15 protein-coding genes are annotated in these 23,232 nt (G+C 45.4%); 14 read left to right on the top strand and 1 reads right to left on the bottom strand.

Annotated features, from left to right (window positions below; genetic code table 11):
- The first annotated feature begins 102 nt into the window (after positions 1-102).
- The 6 genes from QUB26_RS26955 to moeB all read left to right on the top strand — a co-directional run bounded on the left by QUB26_RS26955 (position 103) and on the right by moeB (position 5,581).
- Positions 103-1,005 carry a tetratricopeptide repeat protein gene (locus QUB26_RS26955; RefSeq protein ID WP_333320416.1) on the top strand — a complete coding sequence of 301 codons (903 nt, stop codon included), beginning with the start codon at positions 103-105 and terminating at the stop codon, positions 1,003-1,005.
- Between the two features lie 347 nt (positions 1,006-1,352).
- Positions 1,353-2,588 carry an ATP phosphoribosyltransferase regulatory subunit gene (locus QUB26_RS26960; protein ID WP_333239593.1) on the top strand — a complete coding sequence of 412 codons (1,236 nt, stop codon included), beginning with the start codon at positions 1,353-1,355 and terminating at the stop codon, positions 2,586-2,588.
- 130 nt (positions 2,589-2,718) lie between these two features.
- Positions 2,719-2,946, top strand: coding sequence for a ferredoxin family protein (locus tag QUB26_RS26965; protein ID WP_333054336.1), 228 nt, complete (start codon positions 2,719-2,721; stop codon positions 2,944-2,946).
- Positions 2,947-3,127: 181 nt separating this feature from the next.
- Entirely contained in the window at positions 3,128-3,736 is a 609-nt protein-coding gene (locus tag QUB26_RS26970) for a Uma2 family endonuclease (RefSeq protein WP_333320419.1), read from the top strand.
- 113 nt (positions 3,737-3,849) lie between these two features.
- Positions 3,850-4,329, top strand: coding sequence for a M67 family metallopeptidase (locus tag QUB26_RS26975; protein WP_333320421.1), 480 nt, complete (start codon positions 3,850-3,852; stop codon positions 4,327-4,329).
- A gap of 79 nt (positions 4,330-4,408) precedes the next feature.
- Positions 4,409-5,581 (top strand): molybdopterin-synthase adenylyltransferase MoeB, encoded by a 1,173-nt coding sequence (gene moeB / locus QUB26_RS26980; RefSeq protein WP_333239587.1) that lies wholly within the window; start codon positions 4,409-4,411, stop codon positions 5,579-5,581.
- A 270-nt stretch (positions 5,582-5,851) separates the two neighbouring features.
- Here moeB and alaS read toward each other — a convergent pair whose 3' ends face one another.
- Positions 5,852-8,503, bottom strand: a complete 2,652-nt coding sequence (gene alaS / locus QUB26_RS26985; RefSeq protein WP_333320423.1) for an alanine--tRNA ligase — start codon at positions 8,501-8,503, stop codon at positions 5,852-5,854.
- An 880-nt stretch (positions 8,504-9,383) separates the two neighbouring features.
- On the opposite strand from alaS, the gene QUB26_RS26990 reads away from it, so the two are divergent.
- The 8 genes from QUB26_RS26990 to QUB26_RS27025 all read left to right on the top strand — a co-directional run bounded on the left by QUB26_RS26990 (position 9,384) and on the right by QUB26_RS27025 (position 22,935).
- A complete protein-coding gene (locus QUB26_RS26990) occupies positions 9,384-9,593 on the top strand; it encodes a hypothetical protein (protein WP_333291739.1) in 210 nt (69 codons plus the stop codon).
- A gap of 170 nt (positions 9,594-9,763) precedes the next feature.
- Positions 9,764-10,372 (top strand): hypothetical protein, encoded by a 609-nt coding sequence (locus tag QUB26_RS26995; RefSeq protein ID WP_333239580.1) that lies wholly within the window; start codon positions 9,764-9,766, stop codon positions 10,370-10,372.
- A gap of 6 nt (positions 10,373-10,378) precedes the next feature.
- Positions 10,379-13,078, top strand: a complete 2,700-nt coding sequence (locus QUB26_RS27000) for an OmpA family protein (protein WP_333320425.1) — start codon at positions 10,379-10,381, stop codon at positions 13,076-13,078.
- A gap of 2 nt (positions 13,079-13,080) precedes the next feature.
- A complete protein-coding gene (locus QUB26_RS27005; protein WP_333239576.1) occupies positions 13,081-13,617 on the top strand; it encodes a Rab family GTPase in 537 nt (178 codons plus the stop codon).
- Positions 13,614-15,170 carry a PAS domain-containing sensor histidine kinase gene (locus tag QUB26_RS27010; protein ID WP_333320427.1) on the top strand — a complete coding sequence of 519 codons (1,557 nt, stop codon included), beginning with the start codon at positions 13,614-13,616 and terminating at the stop codon, positions 15,168-15,170. Before QUB26_RS27005 ends, QUB26_RS27010 begins: the two co-directional genes overlap by 4 nt.
- A 57-nt stretch (positions 15,171-15,227) precedes the next feature.
- On the top strand, positions 15,228-18,014 hold the full coding sequence (locus QUB26_RS27015; RefSeq protein WP_333239572.1) for an adenylate/guanylate cyclase domain-containing protein: 2,787 nt from the start codon (positions 15,228-15,230) through the stop codon (positions 18,012-18,014).
- A 90-nt stretch (positions 18,015-18,104) separates the two neighbouring features.
- Positions 18,105-21,812: a PAS domain S-box protein gene (locus QUB26_RS27020; protein ID WP_333239570.1), complete on the top strand. Its 3,708-nt coding sequence runs from the start codon at positions 18,105-18,107 to the stop codon at positions 21,810-21,812.
- Between the two features lie 4 nt (positions 21,813-21,816).
- The gene (locus tag QUB26_RS27025) at positions 21,817-22,935 is read left to right on the top strand and encodes an ATP-binding protein (protein ID WP_333320430.1); all 1,119 of its coding nucleotides are present in this window, start codon (positions 21,817-21,819) and stop codon (positions 22,933-22,935) included.
- The last annotated feature ends 297 nt before the right edge of the window (positions 22,936-23,232 follow it).

Genomic DNA, 23,232 nt, shown 5'->3' on the forward strand with positions numbered 1-23,232 from the left:
AGCCGGATGAGGCGAAAGTCTCACGTCCGGTTCTGAAGGAGAGGTAGGGGTAGAAATGCCCCTATCGACTCTAACAAAGCCAGGAAAGGAAGAGTAAAAGTTATGTCTTTTGAAATGACAAAAGGGCTGTTCAAGTACGACTTTACAGATCAGCACGCAATTTTGGGAATTCCCTTAGACGCCGAGTTTAACGACATCCGCAAGCGCTACATGAAAATCGCCCGCCGGTTGCATTCGGATACTTGCTCTTTTGAAAGCCAAGCTGATAAAGATTGGGCTAACCAATTTTTGTCAAAAGTAGTCAATCCGGCTTACAACAAATTCTCTAAGGAAAGCGATCGCAAAGAATACAGCCTGCTATTAGCAGCCATCGCCAAGCGCGTCGTTAAAGAACAGGCGAAAATGCAAATTGAAAGCGAAGCAGCCAAACAGTTAGTTACCGCTAAAGATTGGGAAGAAGCTTACAAAACAGCAGTTAGCAAACTCGCTCTCAAGCAGTACGAATCAGTTAAGGAAACGCAAGAGGCGATCGATCAAATTAGCGAACTTAACATGGTTTACCTGCTGCGAAAAGAGCGCATTGGCATTGCAACCCCGCCACCACCCCCAACCCCAATTCCCCCAACCCCAATTCCAACCCCAACCCCAAATCTACCCCCAAATCTACCCCCGGACAAAGACGACCCGCGGATCGAAGCTTATTGCCGCCGAGCTCAAGGATTTATGGACAGCAAAAATTACGCTAAAGCAAGTTTGGAGTTGAGGGAAGTCCTGAAGGGTGCCCCGAAACACAGCAAGGCTCACGCTATGTTAGCAATGTGTTACCTTGAACAAAATCAAGCCACAATGGCAAAACTTGAGATGAACAAAGCTTTGGCATCAAATCCAGAAGAACCGACGGCTTTGGAGGTTAAGAAAAAGCTGGAACAAGCTGCCGCAAAGGCAAAAAAAGGTGACGAGAAACCAGGATTTTTTGCAAGTTTGTTTGGCGGGAAGAAGAAGTGAGAAGTTGTCAGTTGTCAGTTGTAAGTTGTCAATTGTCAGTTGTCAGTTTTGAATCGTTGAAAAGATAATAAGGCGGTTTCAAGCGCCCGGTCTTCTGATCCCAAGGGTATTATTGATACCTTAATTTGTTAAAGTCGAAGGTTAGGCTTGCCGCGTTCGACTTTAACACCGTCCCCTAAAGCTAAGCTTCTGGGCCCAATCTAAAATCTAAAATCTAAAATTCCTATGACACCTTAATTTGTTAAAGTCAAATGTTAAGCTTGCCTGGTTCGACTTTAACACCGTCCATAAAGCTAAGCTTCTGGGCCCAATCTAAAATCTTCTAAAGTCTAAAATCTAAAATTGATATGGTTCACCAACCCCCATCCGGTGCAAGAGATTTATTGCCCCTTGACGTTGCTCAAAAAATTTCGATCGAACGGCGCTTACAGCAGGTTTTTCACCGCTGGGGCTACCACCGGATTATTACCTCTACTCTAGAAAGGCTGGAGACATTGATGGCTGGGGGCGCGATCGACCGATCGACCTTAATTCAACTGCAAGACGCCGAGGATGGAGAACTTGGTTTGCGGCCGGAATTGACAGCATCCATCGCCCGCGCGGCTGCGATGCGGATGGCCGGGACTCGCTGGCAGCCTCAGCGCCTCTACTACAACGCTAACGTGTTCCGCAAAGGCCCCGATACTGGCTCAGGCGGGCAACAGGAGTTCTATCAAGCTGGGGTAGAACTCCTCGGCGCGGGGGGGGCGGTTGCGGATGCGGAAGTGCTGCTGCTGCTGTCTGAGTGCTTGCAGAGCTTGGAAATTGATGAGTGGCATTTGGTTTTGGGAGAAGCGGGCTTGACTGCAACATTGCTGGAACCGTTTCCGCCAAATGTGCGCCAAAAAGTTCGGGGGGCGATCGCAAATCTCGATCGAATTGCCTTGGAAACTTTGCCGCTGTCAACCGAATTGCGAGAAAGAGCACTGCTGTTATTTGACTTGCGCGGCCGCCCAGAAGATGTGTTGCCAATTGTTGCCAAGCTGGATTTAGATTTGCCGCAGCAAGCCGCGTTAAATAATCTCAAATCTGCGATCGAATTGCTGCACCAATGTCAATCAAAAATTCCCAATCTCAAATCCCACATTCACCTCGATTTGAGTTTAATTCAAACCTTTGACTACTACACGGGAATTGTGTTTGAAGTTGTCAGCAGCAGCAAGACAGGACAGCGAGTTTTAGGACAAGGGGGACGCTACGACCAACTGTTGGGACTGTTCGATCCGCAAGGGCAAAATTCCCCCGGCATCGGGTTTTGTCTGAATATTGAAGATTTGCACCAAGTTTTGCTGACAGAGGGACAATTGCCCACCCAGACGCCTGCTAGCGACTGGTTGGTTGTGGCTCAAACTCCTGAAGCTAGTGCCGCCGCGTTTGCTTACGCTCGCAAACTCCGAGACTCTAGTCACCTAGTTCGGGTAGAAATAGATTTGGAGAGTCGGGAGACAGAGGAGGCGGCGCGGGAATTCGCGCGCGATCGACGAATTGCTCAAATTGCTTGGGTAAATGCCGAAGGATTGCCAACAATTGAAACGGTAAATTAGGCTAATTGGTAATTGGTAATTGGTTAAAAATCACCTGATATGATATTATGTATCCTGCTGATTGAGATCAGGTTTTGCCAATTACTAATTGCTAATCCCCTATCTAACTAAAATCTTTTGAGAGAACACTATGGCACACACTATTGTTACGAATATTTGCGAGGGAATTGCTGATTGCGTCGGCGCTTGTCCGGTTGCTTGCATTCACCCCGGCCCCGGCAAAAATGTCAAGGGTACTGATTGGTTTTGGATTGATTTTGATACCTGTATTGACTGCGGTATTTGTTTGCAGGTGTGTCCTGTCGAAGGTGCGATCGTTCCAGATGAGCGGCCTGAGTTACAGCAAACTCCGACTTGATTGAATTAACTCTTTTTCCCCTTTTCTTCTCTTCCTTTGTTTCCTAAGCGTCTTCGCGGTTCGTTAAATTTATATAGGAACTTTTTTTACGAACCGCAGAGGCCGCAGAGGACACAGAGAAGAAGTTGAGAAAGAACGAAAAAATCTAACGTTGAGATATCTTAAGTGCAGGTAATTAGTTATGCTACTTTTAGATCCAAAAACTCTCGTTCCAGCGACTGAACAGCGCATAATTCTATATGATGTGACTTGGAAGCAATACGAACAACTTTCCGATATGTTTGTCGATGAATTCCCCAGGATGACTTACTTGGAAGGAACGTTAGAAATTATTATGACGACTTCGCCAGAACATGAAAGGCTTAAAACAATTATTGCCCGGTTGATAGAAACTTATGCGGTTGAAAGGCTAATTAATCTCAACGGTTACGGTAGTGCTACATTTCGCCGCGAAGCTGTGAGACGGGGTGCGGAACCAGATGAGTGTTACTGCTTGGGTGCACTTGCAGAAATCCCTGATATTGCGATCGAAATTGCTCTAACTAGCGGCGGTGTTGACAAACTAGAAGTGTATCGCGGTTTGCAGGTTCCTGAAGTCTGGTTTTGGGCTAACGATCAATTTTCTCTTTACCGCCTGCGGGAGTCTGGTTATGAGTTAATTTCGAGGAGTGAATTTTTGCCTGAGTTAGACTTTTCTGTATTGAGCCAATATGTAGGATATGTTAACCAAACTGAAGCTGTTATTGCTTATAGAACTGTTTTGCAAACAGTTACAGGAACCTCAAATTAATAGACATTTCCAGAAAAGCCAGTATTGAACAGGCAAGATGCCTGTTCCACAATTTAAAAAAAGCCCATCGCACTTTACAAAAAAAACTACAATAAAATCTACAATAAAATCCTATGCAGCCGATCGCACTTTCCGACTCTCACATTTTATCCATCCGCACCCACGGCGAAAGCGCTTATCCTGAAGAATGCTGCGGTTTGTTGCTCGGTCGAGTTACTGGCGATGTTAAAACTTTAGTGGAAGTTTGGCCGACTGACAATGCTTGGAGTGCGGAAGCTGAGGAGAATTGGCCGGAAGAAAAAGGATTGACAGAAAGACGCAGATATGCTATTAAGCCCGAAGATATGTTGCGGGCGATGAAACATGGGCGCGATCGCAGTCTGGATATTATCGGTATATATCATTCTCACACGGATTGTCCCGCAGTGCCCTCAGAGTGCGATCGGGCATTGGCGTGGGCCGAATACTCTTATATCATTGTGTCCGTCCGACAAGGCTGTTGGGAAGACATCCGCAGTTGGAGTCTTGACGGAGAGGGGAACTTTCAAGCAGAGGAAATTCTCGCACAGGAACCGACTGAGATTAAGAAATAATTAGTAAAAATAACAAACAGGTAAAAATGCGAAAGATTCAGATAGGATGTAATTCAAAATCTGCGCTACACACAATATCATGCTAAATCCTAATCTGGAGGAGATCCAGCTCAACAAACAAGAATACGAACGCTACTCTCGCCACCTGATCCTGCCAGAAGTTGGATTGGATGGACAGAAGCGTCTCAAAGCTGCCAGCGTGCTCTGCATCGGTACGGGAGGCCTCGGTTCGCCGCTGCTGCTGTATTTAGCCGCAGCCGGTGTTGGCCGCATTGGGATTGTAGACTTTGATGTTGTAGACCATTCTAATTTGCAGCGGCAAGTAATTCACGGCACTTCTTGGGTTGGGAAACCGAAGATTGAGTCGGCTAAAAATCGGATTTTAGAAATTAATCCTTTTTGCCAAGTAGATTTGTACGAGACTCGCGTTAGTTCGGAAAATGCGATCGACATTGCCACTCCTTACGATATCATTATTGACGGCACGGACAATTTCCCGACTCGCTATTTGATGAACGACGTTTGCGTGCTTTTAAACAAGCCCAACGTCTACGGTTCCATCTTCCGATTTGAAGGGCAAGCAACAGTTTTCAACTACGAAGGCGGCCCGAATTATCGCGATTTGTACCCGGAACCCCCGCCTCCTGGGATGGTTCCTTCTTGTGCCGAAGGCGGTGTTTTAGGCGTTTTGTGCGGAGTTGTCGGGTCTATCCAAGCAACGGAAGCTATCAAGATTATCTTGGGTCAAGGCACTACTTTGAGCGGCCGACTGTTGCTTTACAATGCCTTAGATATGACGTTCCGCCAATTGAAACTGCGGCCTAATCCAGTGCGCCCGGTAATTGAAAAGTTAATTGATTACGAACAATTCTGCGGCATTCCTCAAGCTAAAGCGCAGGAAGCAAGTCAGCAAACGCAAATTCCTGAGATGACTGTCACGGAACTTAAGGAGTTAATCGACAGCGGCGCCAAGGATTTTGTATTGTTAGATGTTCGGAATCCCAACGAGTATCAAATTGCTCAAATTCCGGGGTCTGTTTTGGTTCCTTTACCGGATATCGAACACGGCCAAGGTGTTGAGAAAGTTAAGGAATTGTTGAACGGGCATCGCTTGATTGCACACTGCAAAATGGGCGGGCGTTCTGCGAAGGCTTTGGGCATTTTGAAGGAAGCTGGAATTGAGGGGATTAATGTTAAGGGCGGAATTACTGCTTGGAGTCAAGAAGTAGACTCGTCTGTTCCTCAATATTAAGTAGCAAAGCAGGACACGGCACCGTGCTTTTCGTCCTGTCAATTTAAGCCGAAAGCCCGCCAGTCTTCCCACTCACCCGTCAGTCCGCCAGGGACTGAAGTCCCTGGCTAATAGCGAAAGTCCTCTGAAGAGGACTAATGAGTTCTTCAGTCCTCTTCAGAGGACTTTCGCTTTGAGGCAGGGGTTTCAACCCCTGCCGGACTGTGGGTTTGACGTTAAGTTGACACGAAGCAGGACACGGCAATCCCGTGTCCCTACAAAAAACCCAGACTAACCCAACCCTTCAACTAACAAATTGCGAGCACTTTCCAACGCTTCCTGCAACTTACTTGCATCGCGTCCCCCAGCTTGCGCCAAATTCGGCCGCCCGCCGCCTTTTCCGCCGCAAATTTGAGCAATTCCCCCGATAAACTTGCCAGCTTGCAATCCTTTCTTATTGACTTCAGGACTAAAAGCTGCCACCAAACTTACCTTGTCCGGTTCAGGAATTGATGCCAAAACAACCGCAGCATTTCCTAACTTTTGCTGCAACCTTTCCGCCGCAGTTTTCAGCGCTTCTGTATCCACATCACCCAATTGAGCTACAATGATTTTGAATTCGCCGATCGCCTCCGCCGCACTCAGCAACTGGTCGGATTTCGCGATCGCCAATTCCGACTTCACAGCAGCCAAATGTTTCTGAGTATCCTTCAACTCATTCTGCAAATTAGTAATCCGGTTCGGCAATTCTTCAGGCTTCGCCTTAAATCGATCGCCCAAATCACGCACCACCTTATCCCGCACGTTCAAATAGTCCAAAACAGCTTGACCCGAAACCGCTTCAATCCTGCGAGTTCCCGCCGCTACCCCCGCTTCCGAAACAATCTTAAACAGCCCGATTTCTGCCGTATTGCTAACGTGAGTTCCCCCGCACAATTCCATCGAAACGCCGGGAAAATCGATCACCCGCACCACGTCGCCGTACTTCTCGCCAAACATCGCAGTCGCGCCTTTTTCTCTCGCAATGGCGATCGGCATTTCTGCAACGACTGCAGCGTGCGCCTCAGCAATCCAACTATTAACTAAATCCTCAATTTTATGCAACTCTTCTGGTGTGACAGCGCGCGGAGAATTGAAATCAAACCGCAATCTCTCAGACGATACCAGCGAACCAGCTTGCGAAATCGAATCGTCCACAATTTTCCGCAAAGCTGATTGTAATAAGTGAGTTGCTGTGTGGTTGGCCTGAATTCGGCGGCGACCGCTATTGTCAATTTTCGCAGTAATACTATCGCCAACTCTCAGCGTTCCCCGTTCCACCAAGCCGAAATGCACGAAGAAATCCGATTCCTTCTTGACATCATCAACTCTTACCAACAAACCATCACCATTATCTCCGCTTTTCAAATAACCTTTGTCCCCAATTTGTCCGCCGGATTCAGCATAAAACGGCGTTTGGTTCAAAACAACTTGTACCTCGGTACCGGCGGCTGCTTCCTCCACAGATTTGCCGTCAACCAAGATAACTTCCACCTCAGCTAAACTCGACAATTCAGCATAACCAACAAACTCAGTTCCCTGGATAGTTTCAGCCAACTTATCCAAAGAACCCTGCACGGTCAAATCTATTGTTTGGCGAGCATCTTTAGCACGAGTTTGCTGTTCTTTCATCGCCGCTTCAAAGCCGTCCAAATCCACAGAAATTCCCTGTTCCTCAGCAATTTCTTGAGTCAGTTCTAAGGGGAAACCGTAGGTATCGTAAAGAGTGAAAGCATCTTGACCGCTGATTTGTTGGTTGGTTTGCTGTTTTGTGCGATCGACAATTTCCTCCAGCAGCTTCTCTCCGCGTTCCAAAGTCTTGAGAAACTGCGCCTCTTCCCTTGCCAATTCCGCCTTAATTTGAGCTTCCCGCCGCCGCACGTTGGGATAAGCTGCTTCCGAAAGGGCGATCGCACTTTCAGCTACCCGCACCGTAAATTCGCCCTGAATTCCAATCAGTCGCCCGTGGCGCACCACCCGGCGAATCAACCGGCGCAAAATGTAACCCCGACCAACATTCGACGCGCGAATTTCGTCCGCAATCATGTGCACCACAGCCCGAATATGGTCGCCAATTACTTTCAGCGAAACCTTGACTTTTTCATCGCTATTGTGGTAATCAATCCCGGCAATTTCCGCCGCCGATTGAATGATCGGAAAAATCAAATCTGTTTCGTAATTATTGGGGACTTTCTGGAGGATTTGCGCCATCCGTTCCAGTCCCAAGCCAGTATCAATATTTTGATTTTGCAGCGGAGTTAAATTGCCCTCTGCATCTTTATTGTACTGCATGAAAACCAGGTTGTAGAATTCAATAAACCTGCTATCATCTTCGAGGTCAATATTGTCGCCTCTTTCTGGGTGAAAATCATAGTAAATCTCCGAGCACGGGCCGCAGGGGCCAGTCGGGCCGGATTGCCAGAAATTGTCATCTTCTCCCATGCGCTGAATCCGATCGCCCGGAATGCCAATTTCATCGCGCCAAATCGCAAAAGCTTCGTCATCTTCTCGGAAAACACTAACAACCAAATTCGACGCTGGTAAACCGAAAACTTCCGTGGAAAGTTCCCACGCCCAGGCGATCGCCTGTTTCTTGAAATAATCCCCGAAACTGAAGTTGCCCAACATCTCAAAAAACGTGTGGTGGCGGGCGGTGCGGCCGACGTTTTCGATGTCGTTGGTGCGGATGCACTTTTGAGAAGTCGTGGCGCGCGGTGATTCGGGGGTGCGCTGTCCGAGAAATATCGGCTTGAATTGTAGCATTCCGGCGATCGTCAGCAACACCGTCGGATCTTCTGGCACCAAAGAAGCACTCGGTAAGATTTTATGTCCTCGCTGGGCATAAAAGTCGAGGAATGTTTGGCGGATTTGGCTACCACTGAGAAACTTAGGAGAAATAGTCATGACAAGAACTGTTAAGAATGTAAAGATGTAGCAACAATAGAATTTATAGGACTTTTGCACTGGTGTCCAGAAACCGGGTTTTTCAACCAAAATACTTGCTTAAAATCCTCAATCTCGGTGAAAAAACCCGGTTTCTTTGTTCGGAGTGCGTGAGTGCTAACTTACATCTATTTGGATATTCATATCATTATACTTAGTAATGTAAAGACCTATCAAGTTTTGCAAATTGTGCTTTACTCCTCCGAAAGGCCATGCTAACTTAATAATAGACACCGGGACAGGAAGAGAAAGGAGGTCGCTATATTTAGAAAGAAAGTTCGAGGATATAGACATGGTGTCTCCGGTCTAGATTCCCAGGCGCAGCAGAAATTAACCGAACACAACTTGGAATAGTGGCGAACTGCCGATCGAGCAGTCAAGCCAAACCGCAGTCAAGTAAGACTTAGTTGTCGTTGCGGATTAAGAGTAAAGCTGCACAAGTTGTAAACCCTAGTAAGTAAAAGTTCTCCACCGGAAACACATCTCGTTTGTTAGAAAAAACAAAGTTCTCATATTATTGGGTCTGGTCGCTGTCGATCGGGCCCTATGAATTTTATAGGACGATCGCAGGATTCGAGGATTCGAGGGGGAGAGCTCGGCCGAGTTCGACTTTATAAGGAATGAGAATTAAATAACTTACAATGCGTGATGGTTCTTGTGGGATGGGCGTCCCGCCCGTCCAGAAAGGGCGGGCTATAAGCCCAACCCCTACTCCCCAAAAACTTGTGTAAATTATTTAATTCGCGCTCCTAAGTGCTTTCTGCTCAAAGGCAGCATCCCTCCGAGCCGATCGGCGATCGATCGGTGCAGGTTTTGAGTTATATATTATATATAATGGCACGTGGAGCGCGCCCGCCTGCTTTTTGCCGGGACTCCAGCGCTGTGGTATGAGGCACTGTCAAGATGCGATATGATTGAGGATGTCACTCAAGACCTTAAAACCTACCCCGCTGTGCTGTATAGCAGCAAAATCAACGCTTCTATGAGCTTGCTGCAAGCCAAGGATAGCCAACCGCCATTTTTGGTGACAAGACCAGGCTCAAAAATTTGAATCTCAGGATATTTAGAGTCAAGACTCTAAAAAATCCCATCCCCGACGCATGGGTGAGAGTTCAAACAATAAAAGCCCGCCCACTCAAAAAAGCTAGTGCCACCAACAACGCTAGTAAATCACTAGCACAGTTCTTAAACTCACAATTTCCGGAGATTCCAGGTGCAAGTATGGCCGAAATAACTAAAGAAGAAATGCGCGAACGGCTGGGAAATATCGACCAGATTCGCGATATAATTTTCGGAGCGCAGCTTAGAGAATACGATAATCGCTTCGATAAAATAGATTCCGACTTGTCGATGATGCAGCAAGATATGCAAACTCGCATCGAACAAGTAAAAACTGTTCTTTCAGGAGAAATGAGGGCGGCTGTTGATTCGTTAGAAAAGAAAGTTAAATCGCTCACCTCAAACACCCAAGAAGAAAGCGCAGACATCCGCCAGCAAGTCGATCGCATTAACCGCAAATTCTCCAGCAGCATGGAAGCCCTCGACGAAGCTATCGACAATCAAACCAGTTCGCTGCGTGAGGAACTCTCCCAAACCAGAGAGCGACTATCTGAAGAAACCCGCACTTTGAAAACACAGGTTTTTGAAGAGCTCGATCGTCGCTTTTCTATGCTCAGAGATGTTAAAGTTTCTAGAGACGACATGGCAGAAATTCTGTTTGAACTCGGCATGAGGCTCAAAGGAACAGAATTTGTACCCGAACTTAAAGGCGTTGCGGATAATAAGTTAAATACCGAGTTTCTGTTGCCGGAGCGCCACCATAACGGATAATAACGCATGGCTTTACCGAAAGAAAATCCGGCTGACGACAATGAGTTAGAGGGTTTTGTTTCTCAACCTGACGAGTCTGCTGCCGATGCAGCAACCCAGCTAGAACCCTTGCTGAATCTGTTAGTCGATCTCAAAATTATTGCTGGTTCAAACCAGCAAAATGCAGATCGCGAAACTGACAGCAGCGACAAAAATAATCAAGCTGGGGCCCTCGGCGGGTTGATGGATTTGTTAGGTATTTCTGAGCAAGCGCCAGAGGAAGTTGCAGCGAGTGTTCCGCCAAAAACTGGGGATCGCGAACCGGAGTCTACTGATTCTGCTAATGCAGACGAACCTAAAAGTCTGCTATTCGCTACTCACAGACTTAATAGTTCAGAACTGGAAAAAGACTATTCCTCAGCTAAAACTATAGATGTTTCCGCGATCGCCCAGCCGGATTTGGAGGAGGAATCACAGCCTGTCGAAGAATTGTCTAACTTGACAATGAAAGATTCTCTACAGTACGTACAGGCTCAAAAATCCCACAAGCTCGATCGGCATTTACAGGATTTTTCCGCTCCCGAAACCGAGTCAAAACCCTCGGAAATTCCCGATAATCCCATAGTTTCCACAGTCTCAGAGCCACCAGAAAAGGGATATTTAGATGCTGCGGTGGCTTCGGATCTAGAAATCCCAAACTTACGAGAACAGCCAGCAGAAATATTAGGTCAAATTAAACAGGATTTAAATGAAGCCGACAGCGCGATGGAAAGGCTGCAAAATCTGATGTTCGGCTCAAAAATGTCGGATATCGAGCAAGTCAAAAATCTGCTGGCAGAAAACGATTTGCCGGGGGTGCGCCACCTGATGGCCACAATCGACGATAAATTAGGAAAATTGGAGCACCAAATCTACGAGCCCCAAGAGTTGATTGAGTTGATGCTGCCTTGGATCGCAGAAATTCTCAGTCGCAAAGTGGCCGATTCCAGGGAAGAAGTTGTTAAGGCGATCGTGCCAATTATTGACGAAGTTATTAGGGCAAAAACTGTCGAGAACAAGTCGGCAATGAGTGCGGCAATAGCTGAGCTGCTTCCCGACGCACTTGCTCAACAAATAGTGAATTCGCCAGCGGATATTGCTAAGGCGATCGCCCCAGAAATTGGTCTGGCAATTAAAGAGCAAATTCGCCTTGACCAAGAGTCGATCGCCCAAGCCCTTGCACCGGAAATGGGCAAAGCGATTACAGCCCAAATAAAACTCGAACGCGACTCTATGGTGGATGCCCTCTATCCCGTAATTGGCAGTACAATTTCCCGATACATGGCAGAAGCTATCAAGACAATCAATGAAAAAGTGTCAAATGCCATCAGCGTCGAAGGATTCCAAAGAAAAATTCGCTCCAAAGTACAAGGAGTCTCCGAAGCTGAATTAATCCTCAAAGAATCAATACCCTTTACCGTCCAAGCAGCATTCTTAATTCACAAAGCATCAGGCTTGATTATTTCCGAAGATCAAAACTCAGAAAGCTACCAGTTAGAATCAGAAATGGTAGCAGGAATGCTCACAGCTATTCGCAGCTTTGTTAACGAGTGCATCGTGCGGCCGGGAGAATCTTCCGAACTAAATCAAATTGAATACGGCGACTCAAAAATTATCCTAGAAGTAGCGGGATATTGCTACATGGCCGTCGTGATTAAAGGAGAACCGCCCCACTTATTCATCAAAAAAATACGACAAACCGTTACTAATCTCATCCTTAATTATGCTAAAGTAATTCACGAGTTTAACGGCGACCCCGATACTATACCGGAGTCGCTGCACCCGTACATAAAAAGTTTATTCGACCCGCTGCAAAGGGAAAAATCAACAAAACCCCCGATCGCCCTAGCGGCTATCAGTTTAGCCGCCATCAGCTTAATCTTAGTACCTTGGGGAATTTATCAGTATCGCAGCAGCGTGGAGCGACGCCTCGAAGCAAATGCCATCGCAGCTTTAGCCTCCACTCCCCAATTAGCAGTTTACCGCTTAGATGTTGCAGTTGATGGCAAAACTTTAAAGCTAACCGGAAAGTTGCCAAATCAAGAATTGCGGGCCCAAGCTGCAAAAATAGCCGCATCAACTGCACCGAAATTGCAATTAGATAATAGAATTCTAGCTGTAGATGTCCCCCCAGATCCAGTTTTGACGGCGGCCGAGGTACAGCGGATTACCGCTGTTTTGAATCAGAAAGAGGGCCTTTCTATTTCTACGCGGTATGGCGATCGTAAAGTTACAGTAGAGGGAACCGTTAGAGACGGTGCAGACGCACAGAAAATAGCTCAGTCCCTGAAGCAAATACCCGGTGTTCAATCGGTGATTAGCACCATTAAATTAGATCCGCTGAAAATTACAACCCGCATCTACTTCCAGCCAGGAACGACAACATTAGACTCTACATACGGAGAAATCATCGCCAGTGTCAAAAATTTCATGGATCAATATCCTCAAAAACAGATTAAGATAATTGGACACAGCGATCGAACTGGGGAACTTGCCACAAATCAACGGTTGTCACTCCAGCGTGCCACAGCAGTGCAAGAGGCTTTAGTGCGGCAAGGTGCTGACCCCAAGCGCCTTGTCGCGATTGGCAGCCCACATCCTCCTTCCGGCTTGGAACCCAATCAACCGCTACTTTTAAGCAGATGTGTGCTATTTGAACCAATAACTAAGACCATAAACAGCAACTAATTATGTCAGTTACTATATCTAAAAAAATGTGCATGATTGGGGATTTCGGCGTGGGTAAAACTAGCCTAATCCGCCGTTTTGTCGATCGGCAATTCAGCGACCAATACCTCTCCACAGTAGGAGTAAAAATTTCCAGCAAAATCGTAGAATTAGAAAGCGTAAAACAGCGGGAAAACGTGACTGCAAAGTTGCTGATTTGGGACTTAGAAGGGCATACAAAATTCAAAGGAATAGCACCGACTTACTTGCAGGGAGCTAGCGGCGCTTTAATCGTTGCCGATGTCAGCCGATCCGAAACAGTTGAGCGAATCTCCGAACACATTCAGCTTTATTCTTCCGTCAATCCTAAAGGGTCAATTATCGTCGCTTTGAACAAAGTAGACTTAATTGACGAGGAAAAATTGGCGCTGCTAGTGGAAATGTCCCATGCGATAGGTCAAGACAAAGTAATAGCAGTTTGCACGACATCTGCTAAAACCGGCAAAGACGTTGACGAAATTTTCTACAAACTAGCTTACACAATGGTAGAACAAGTATGAACCTCCTGTTAAGAAAGCTGTTAGGCCCGCGACAAACACAGTATTTTCTAGTAAATCACCATTTCATCATTCAGGAAACCTCCGCCGAAGTGCAGCATTATGCTGATATTCCGGGCCAGGCTATACCCGGTGCAGATGCTCGCCTGAGTTTTCCCGAACTGATTGGCATTGAAAATATCCTCATGTCCATCATTATGGGACGGCTGCCCGGTTTTGAAGTCAAAGGTATCGCTCGGTTTGCCGACCCAAACCGCCCTTTATACTTTGATATGTTGGCTATCAAATATGAAGAAGAACAAGAAGATGTGCCAAGTAAATTGCTAATTTTGATTGAAGATACCACCGAAAAGATGGTCATGAAGCAATCGTTGATTCAGAGGGCGAATGAAGCTAATCTTTTGGTTAGTGCCTTAGCCGCTTCTAAAGATTATATAGATAAAGTTATTCGTTCGATGGGTGATGCTTTGTTGGTGACAACAACATTAGGAAATATCAAAAAAATCAATCAATCTGCCCAATGGTTATTTGGGTATAGCGAAGCAGAATTAATCGGCAAGCCCCTGTCCAGAATAGTAGTCGAAGAAACATTAATTTACCAAGCTCGCCACCGATATATTTTGTCTCAAAAAGAGCTACGTAGAGAACTAGAAATAGTCTGCACTACTAAAGCAGGAGAAAAAATTTGGGTAGAATTTTCCTGTTCGGCAGTTCAGACAGAATTAGAGGGACTTTACGATTTCATTTATATAGGTAGGGACATCACAGAACGCAAACAACAAGAAATAGAAATTCGCCGCTCTTTGGCAAAAGAGCAAGAACTCAGACAGGTAAAATCTCGTTTTTTCTCGATGATTGCTCACGAATTTGGCAATCCTTTAAGTACAGTATTATTTGCTACTAAAATCCTCCAAGACTACGGCGACGATATCACCCACGCGGAAAAACAACAATACCTGCAACACGTTAAATCAGCATCTCAACAAATGGCTCAGCTATTAGATGACGTGCGGTTGCTCAGCAGCGCCGAAGCAGGAAAACTCGAATTCTATCCCGCACCAGTTGACTTAAAAAAATTTTGCAGCGAGTTAGTAGAATTCATTAAAATTAGTTATGGGAAAAATCATACAATTAACTTTATTTATCAAGAATTAGTTACGCCAGCGAAAAAAGATGATACCGACTTACAGGAAACGGAACAGTTGCCCGCACTAGATCCCAAATTGCTGCGACACATCTTGACAAATTTGCTGTCAAATGCAGTCAAATATTCGCCCCTCGACAGCAATATTTATTTTGAATTAAATTGTCAGAATAATGAAGAAGCCACATTTAAAATTAAAGACGCAGGCATTGGCATTCCTCTCGAAGACCAAGAACAACTCTTTGAATCTTATTATCGAGCCAAAAATGTCGAAAAAATACCCGGTACAGGACTGGGTTTATCCATAGTCAAGCAGTGTGTAGATTTGCATGGAGGTCAAATCGAGTTTTCCAGCGAGATAGGGCTAGGCACTACCTTTTTAGTCAGAATTCCATTTAATAAACAGAGATAAATAGATTGATTTTAGATAATTCAATCCCTAGGGCGCATTCAATAATAAAAATCTCACATGAAAACCTTGTTAAAAAAACTGTTAGTTCCCCACCACTTGGAGTACCTAGCACTGGATAAAAACTTTTTTATCCAAGAAATCTCTCTACAAGTGCAGCAGTTTGCCGACTGTCCCGAGGAAGTAGTCGCCGGCAACGATGTTCGCATTCCCTTTCCCGAATTAGTGGGAACTGAAGAAATTTTAATCGATATTTTTGAAAAACGTTTGCCAAATTTTGAATTAAAAGCGATGACGCGACTATTAGAAAATGGTTCGCGGCTTTATTTTGATATGTATATCGTGGAGTTTAGCAATGACGAAAATTATCAGAGATTAATTATATTTTTTCAAGACGTAAGCGACAGGATGGCTTTAGAACAAACTCTAGTGCAAGCTACCAATGAAATGGATATTTTATTGAGTACCTTAGCCGCTACTAATAATTATGTTGAAAAAATTATTACTTCAATGGCTGAAGTTTTATTGGTAACAACAGCATCGGGAAAGATTAAAAAAGTCAATCAAGCGGCTCAAGATTTGTTCGGTTACAGCGAATCAGAATTAGTAGGCCAGCAAATAGACGCTCTTGCTGCTTTTGGCTCCTCTTTGCAAGCAGTTAGCCCAGATGAGCCTCAACAATCGCAAACTAATGCCGAAGTAATTTGCACGGCAAAAACCGGAGAAAAACTAACAGTTTCGTTTTCCTGTACGGCTATTTCGACTGACATTCAAGGCATTTCTAGTTCTTTGCCCACCCTTCAAGATTTCGTGTACATCGGCCGCGATGTCACAGATAAACAGCGCGCCCGCAAGCGACAAATAACTCAGTACATCGCTACTCGCATCCTGTCGGCATCCGAAACAATCAAAAAAGCTATAGCAGCAATTCTCCCTGTAATTTGCGACAGCTTGGGATGGGATACCGTCGAACTTTGGATGCCAGAATCCGGGGAAAAACTGCTGTCAGAAACTAAGAGAATAACTGCGGTTTCTGCTCCCAATTTGCTTCGCTGTGTCGCCAGTTGGACAAAACGCTCACTTTCGATCCCCAAATTTGCAGAATTTACCGAACAAATGACCTGTGCATTTGGCGAAGGATTGCCCGGTTTCGTTTGGGCTAGCGGTTCAGCTCAGTGGATTGCAGATGTCACAAAAAGTGACTGTTGTCTGCGTAGAGAAATCGCTGCTGAAGAAGGACTGCACGGAGCTTTTGGTTTCCCAATTTTGGGTGGCTACGAGGCGGAAAAATCGGCCCGGTCTGTTTTGGGCGTGATGATTTTATTCAGCAGGGAAGTGCAGTGCTTTGATGAAGAATTGCTCCAAACCATGGCAACAATCGGTAGCCAAATTGGTCAATTCATTAAGCGCAAGCAAGCTGAAATAGCTTTGCGGGAAAGCGAAGAACAACTGCGAGACTTATTTGAAAATGCTACTGACTTAATTCAAAGTATAGGAGCGGACGGTCATTTTTTGTATGTAAATCGGGCTTGGCGGGAAACTCTGGGCTACACCGAAACAGAAATTGCTCAAATGACTGTTTTTGATATCATTCATCCGAACAGCTCGCCTGAGTCTCTGGATATATTCTATAAAGCTATTACCAAAAAAACGATCAATGAAAATACATTGTATCCCGACTCTATTCAAACAATATTTATTACTAAAAATCACGAACAAATTTTGCTAGAAGGCAGCATAAGCTGTAAATTTGCGGAAGGTTCGCTAGTAGCGATTCGCGCTATTTTGCGAGACATTACTGCTCGAAAAATGGCCGAAGACGCCCTAGCAAAATCTGTATCCCTGCTGCAAGCAACTTTTGATTCTACTGCTGACGGTATTTTAGCTACTGACAGGAGCGGAAAAATAGTCACTTTCAATCGAGAATTTGTGGAAATGTGGGGCCTACCTAACGAAGTGATGGCACTCCGAAATGACGCCACAACGATCGCCTTTTTCCTGAATCAACTCAAAGACGCCCAAACATTTCAAGAGAGAATAGAATCGCTTTACGATCAGCCAGAAGCCGAAAGTTACGACTTGTTGGAATTTCAGGACGGCAGATTTTTTGAACGCTATTCGCAACCGCAGCGGCTGGGAGATAAAATTATCGGCCGAGTCTGGAGTTACCATGACATTACGGAACGCAAGCAAGCAGAAGATGCCCTGCGGGAAGAACAAGAAAAATCAGAAAAGCTGCTGTTAAATATCTTGCCCAAGGCAATAGCAGAACGCCTCAAGCAAAACGAAACTACTATTGCCGAATACTTTCCAGAAGTGACTGTTTTGTTCGCTGACATTGTGGGGTTTACTGCTTTGTCTGCCGTCATGAATCCGATCGAACTGGTGGATCTTCTGAATCAGATTTTCTCAGGATTTGACCTTTTGTGCGAACGGCATGGGTTAGAGAAAATCAAGACCATCGGCGACGCATACATGGCGGTTGGAGGGCTGCCTGAACCCAGGGCAGACCACGCAGAGGCGATCGCCCAAATGGCGCTAGATATGCAAGCAGAAATAGCCCGATTTAATGCTAGCCATAATAAATATTTTAGCATCCGCATCGGCATTCACAGCGGCCCGGTTGTGGCTGGAGTAATTGGCATAAAAAAGTTTATTTACGATTTGTGGGGCGACACAGTAAATATTGCTTCCCGCATGGAATCTCACGGTTTGCCTTGGCGGATTCAAGTCAGCGAAACTACTTATAAGTTATTGGAACACAAATATGTATTTCAGGAGCGGGGAACTATTGAAGTTAAGGGCAAAGGGGCAATGAAAACTTATCTGCTCCTTGGCCGAATATAAGGCAGGTCATCGGTCATCAGTCATCAGTCATCTGGCTGATGACTACAAGTGTTGCTAAAGTTAATTAACAATACTTTTTCACCAAGACTAATGGAACTTGCTAATTTGTCGGCCAATTTACGATCGCCCGACGAAGCTGTCGATCGCCATCCTGTGATGGTTGGGCCCTCAACTTCGCTCGCAGAGGCGATCGCCCTGATGCGTCGGACGAACAACCATTGCCCACTGCCTAATTCACCTGCATTTCCCGACTCAAACGAAACTGTAAAAGCATTTATTAGTTGCGTCTTAGTTGTCGATAAAAATCAGCTAGTCGGACTGCTAAGCCCGGAAGATGTGCTCAACTTAGCTGCGACCGAATATGGATGGCAAGGCATGAAAGTTGCCGACGCAATGACGCGGAATTTAATTGTTTTAAAAGAATCAGAATTTACAGATATTACTACCGCATTCAAGCTATTTTGTCAATACTCGATTGATTGCTTGCCAATTGTAGATGAACTGGGTCAGCCAGTAGGTTTAATCAGTGAAAAAAGTATTCGTCCAGCAATGTATAGCTGGATCGAGGCACTGCACCAAGAAGTGGCAAAACTCCAGGAACAATGCGAACTGTTAGAGGGCAATTGTGAACTAGAAAAAGTCAGCGATCGCCAAAATGCCGAAAATACCCTGCGGCAGAGCGAGGCGCGCTACCTGGCGATTGTGGAAGACCAAACCGAACTGATTTGCCGCTACCTCCCAGACGGTAAAATAACTTTTGTCAATCAAGCTTATTGCCGTTATTTCGGCGTGCAGCCGATCGACTTACTAGGCAAATGCTTCATGTCGCTGCTGCCAGAAGCAGACCGAGAATTTTTTCAACAGCAATATACTTCTGTGTCTCCCGACAACCCTATTTTTACCTGCGAGCACCAAGTAATTTTGCCGAGCGGGGAAATTCGCTGGCACCAGTGGATCGATCGGGCTATATTCAACGAGAGCGGACAAATCGTCGAGTATCAAGCAGCAGGCAGGGATGTCACGGATCGCAAACAAGCAGAAATCGCTTTGCAGCAGCTCAATGCAGAGTTAGAACTGAGAGTGCAGCAGCGGACACAATGGTACGAACTGGCAGTATCGGCCGGCAAAGTGGGGGTTTGGGACTGGAATTTGCAAACCGATGAAATCTACATTGCTCCCTCTTTGAAAGCTTTGTTGGGCTATCAAGACACAGAGATTCCTAACCGCATGGAAAATTGGGCATCTCACGTTCATCCCGACGATCGAGTTGCCGTCGCCGAAGCAGTAAATGCTTATTTAGAAGGTTTGACAGAAATTTATGAAGTAGAACACCGGATGGTGCGTAAAGACGGCAGCACCTGCTGGATACTAGCCCGTGGCAGCGCGATTCGATCGGCTTCTGGCAGGGCTTTCCGCCTGACTGGCACTGACACTGACATTACCGATCGCAAATTGACGGAAGAAAAACTCCAAAACTCCGAAGCCGAACTGCTGGCGCTGTTTAACGCCATGACGGATATCGTCCTGGTTTTCGACGCAAGCGGCCGCTACCTCAAAATCGCCCCCACGGCTCCCGAACTGCTGTACAAACCGGCTCCTGAAGTGCTGGGCAAAACCCTCGCCGAAATCTTCCCAGAAGCGGAAGCTAATTTTGCCCTCGGCCACATTCGCCAAACATTGGCATCTGGGGAAACCCACAGAATTGAATACAGGATGGAAATTGGCTGCAAGTTATTTTGGTTTGATGCCAGTATTTCGCCCCTGGAGCTCGATCGGGTGATGTGGGTAGCCCGAGACATTACCGCTCGCAAACACGCAGAAGCTGCACTGCAAAAGAGCGAGGAAAAGTTTCGCAACTTATTTGACGATGCTCCGATCGCGCTTGGTTTGGCAAGCGTGCGCGACTTCCGCACGATCAAAGTGAATGAAGCTCACCGCCAGATGTTGGGCTACAGCGATTCGGAGTTGGCTAGCATGACTTTTAGTGAACTCACGCATCCAGAAGATTTACACGCAGATGTAGAGGAAGTCAAGCAGTTGATCTGTGGCAAAATTTCTCGCTTCCAAAGGGAAAAACGCTTGATTAAGAAGAATGGCGAGCTGATGTGGGCAAACTTGACGGTGACGCTGATCCGCGATCGCGAGGGCATTCCTCTCTACAGCATGGGGGCGATCGAAGATATCAGTTATCGTAAGCGAGCAGAAATGGAATTTCAGCAGTTAAAAGAACGCCTGCAATTTTTGCTGGGTTCTAATCCGGCGGTAATTTTTACAGCCGCACCGATGGGGGACTTTTGTACTACTTACATCAGCGACAACGTTCAGACAATCGTTGGCTACGACCCCCAAGAATTGTTAGCAGATTGTAAATTTTGGTCGAGCCGGATTCATCCTGAAGATCGGCCACAATTTTTAGTAAATTTTTCGGATTTGTCCGAGGGTAAAAATTGCATTTGCGAGTATCGTTTTCTACACCAAGACGGAAGTTACCGCTGGCTAAGGACGGAACTCAAACTATTGGTTGATAGCAGAGGTGTTCCGATCGAAATTATTGGTTATGCCGCGGATATCAGCAATTCTAAATATGCCGAACTCGCTAGGGGGCAGCAGTTCGAGCAAGAAAGGCTTGTGGAGGCGATCGCCCGTCGTGTGCGCCAGTCTTTGCAATTAGAGGAAATTCTCAACACTACCGTTGCCGAACTCCAGCAAGTATTATTAGCCGATCGAGTTTTGGTTTATCAACTTTTACCCGAAAATGGCGGGCGAGTCATTGCTGAAGCCGTTGCAGAAGGATGCAGCCAACTGGTGGATAAATGTTTTGGCGAAGAGGTTTTTCCGGCCCAAAGTTCTCAGCTTTATTTGCAAGGGCGAATTTGTGCGATCTCCCAACTAGATGATCCCTCCCTTACACCTTGTATGGCCCAGTTTATGAAACAGATTCAAGTTAGGGCCAAGTTAGTAGTGCCGATTATTCAGCACAGCCAAATTTGGGGATTGCTAATAGCCCACCAATGCGATCGCCCTCGTGAGTGGCAAGAATCGGAAATCAATTTATTTCAGCAGTTGGTAAATCAATTGGCGATCGCGATTCAGCAATCTCTACTTTACCAGCAACTGCAAGCTGAACTGAGCGATCGCAAACAAGCAGAAGCAAATTTGAAAAACTCCCTCAGAGAAAAAGAAATTTTGCTCAAAGAAATTCACCACCGCGTCAAAAACAACCTTTGCGTAGTTGCCAGTCTGTTAGAATTGCAATCGAACACAGTTGCCGACCCCCAAGTAAGCAAAATGTTTGAAGAAAGTCAGAATCGCCTTTATTCTATGGCTCTGATTCACGAAAAACTGTACCGTTCGACTAACCTAGCGCAAATTAATTTTGGCGAATATCTCGAAGATTTGGTAAGTAACTTGTTTCACTCTTACAATATTAGCAACAACCAAATTCAGTTGCAGGTATTAGCTGAGCCAATCTCCCTAAATCTTGAAACTGCTACTCCCTGCGGTTTAATTGCCAATGAATTGGTTTCAAATACGCTGAAACACGCTTTTCCTGATGGCACAACTGGTACAGTTAGTGTAGAATGCTATCAAACGGGCGATCGAGAAATCAACCTTTTAGTTAAGGACAACGGCATTGGCTTTCCTCAAAACTTAGATTTTCGGAAAACTCACTCGATGGGGTTTCAAGTTGTCTGCACTTTAACCGAGCAGTTAGAAGGAACAATCGAAATATCCAGAGAAGTTGGTACATCCTTTCACTTAAAATTTAACGAGTTAAACTACTTTCAAAGATTGTAACAATATGAGCTTGGTCGAAAAACCAATTAAGATTTTGATTGTCGAAGACGAACTGTTAATTGCTAAAAACTTATCCCCTAAATTAGAAAAATTGGGATATCAAATTGCCGATATCGTTTCTTCTGGAGCGGATGCCATCCAGCGCGCCCGCGAACTAAGACCAGATTTAATTTTAATGGACATAGTTATCAAAGGCGACATTGACGGCATAGAAACAGCAGCAATAATTAATCAAGAATTAGATATACCAATTATCTATACAACTGCCTATGCTGACGACGAAACTTTGCAGCGAGCCGAAAATACTGGTTCTTACGGCTACCTGCTCAAACCTTTTAAAGAAAGAGAAATGCACGCCACTATCAAGATAGCACTGAGCAAACATCAAGAAGCTGTTATCCTGAAAAAATTAATGGCATTAGCAGCAGAAAAAAACGAAAATAGATCGCGCTTTATTTCAATGGCTTACCACGATTTAAACACTCCTTTAACTACCATACAGTTATCGGCTGAAATGCTAGAAGATAGCGACTTGCAGAGAAGCGCCGGAACCACCCATAAAAATGTCGATCGCATAAAAAAAGCCGTCAGTAATATGAGTGGGTTGCTGGAAGATATTTTAATGCTTAGCAAAGCCGAATCAGGCAAAATTTCCTTAAATTTAAATCCGATTAATGCGACGGATTTATGCAATTCTATTTTAGAAGAACTGCAACCTATCGTCACCGACAAGCACCTAGTACATTTCTGCAGTCACACAAATCCGCTGCACGCCAATCTTGATGCCAAACTACTGCACCACCTTCTGACTAATTTGCTTTCCAACGCTATTAAATATTCTCCAAACGGTGGCAAGGTAAGTTTAGACTTAAGCTGCGAAAACCAACAAATAATTTTGTGCGTTCGAGATGAGGGAATTGGGATGACAGCGGAATATCAAGGAAAACTATTTCAGCAGTTTGAACGGGGTGCTAATGTAGGCAATATTAAAGGATCGGGTTTAGGACTCTGTATTGTCAAACACATAGTTGACCTGCACGGCGGTACAATAAGTGTGGAAAGTGCGATCGGCAAAGGTACTACATTTATTGTCGCCCTGCCTTTTTTAGTTAGTAGTCAGTAGTTAGTAGTCAGTAGTTAGTAGTCATTAGTCATGTCCGGTAAAATAAGCACAATACTTGTAGGGGCGGGTTTCACCAACAATCTATCATCCAGACTAACAATCTACATAAACCCGCCCCCACCACGCGACAGAATTTCATCGCGGACAATTCAACGGAGAGGAGATAAAAGTATCGGGGGGGCGGGTTTATGAGATTGTAGATTACAGGCAATTATTGTTAGTGAACCCGCCCCTTGTATCTTAAAAGAGTCAGTCAGGCGACCGAGCTGTCACTCAGGCGATCGAGCTGTCACTCAG

The sequence above is a fragment of the Microcoleus sp. B4-C1 genome (assembly GCF_036705285.1).
Taxonomy (GTDB): Bacteria; Cyanobacteriota; Cyanobacteriia; order Cyanobacteriales; family Microcoleaceae; genus Microcoleus.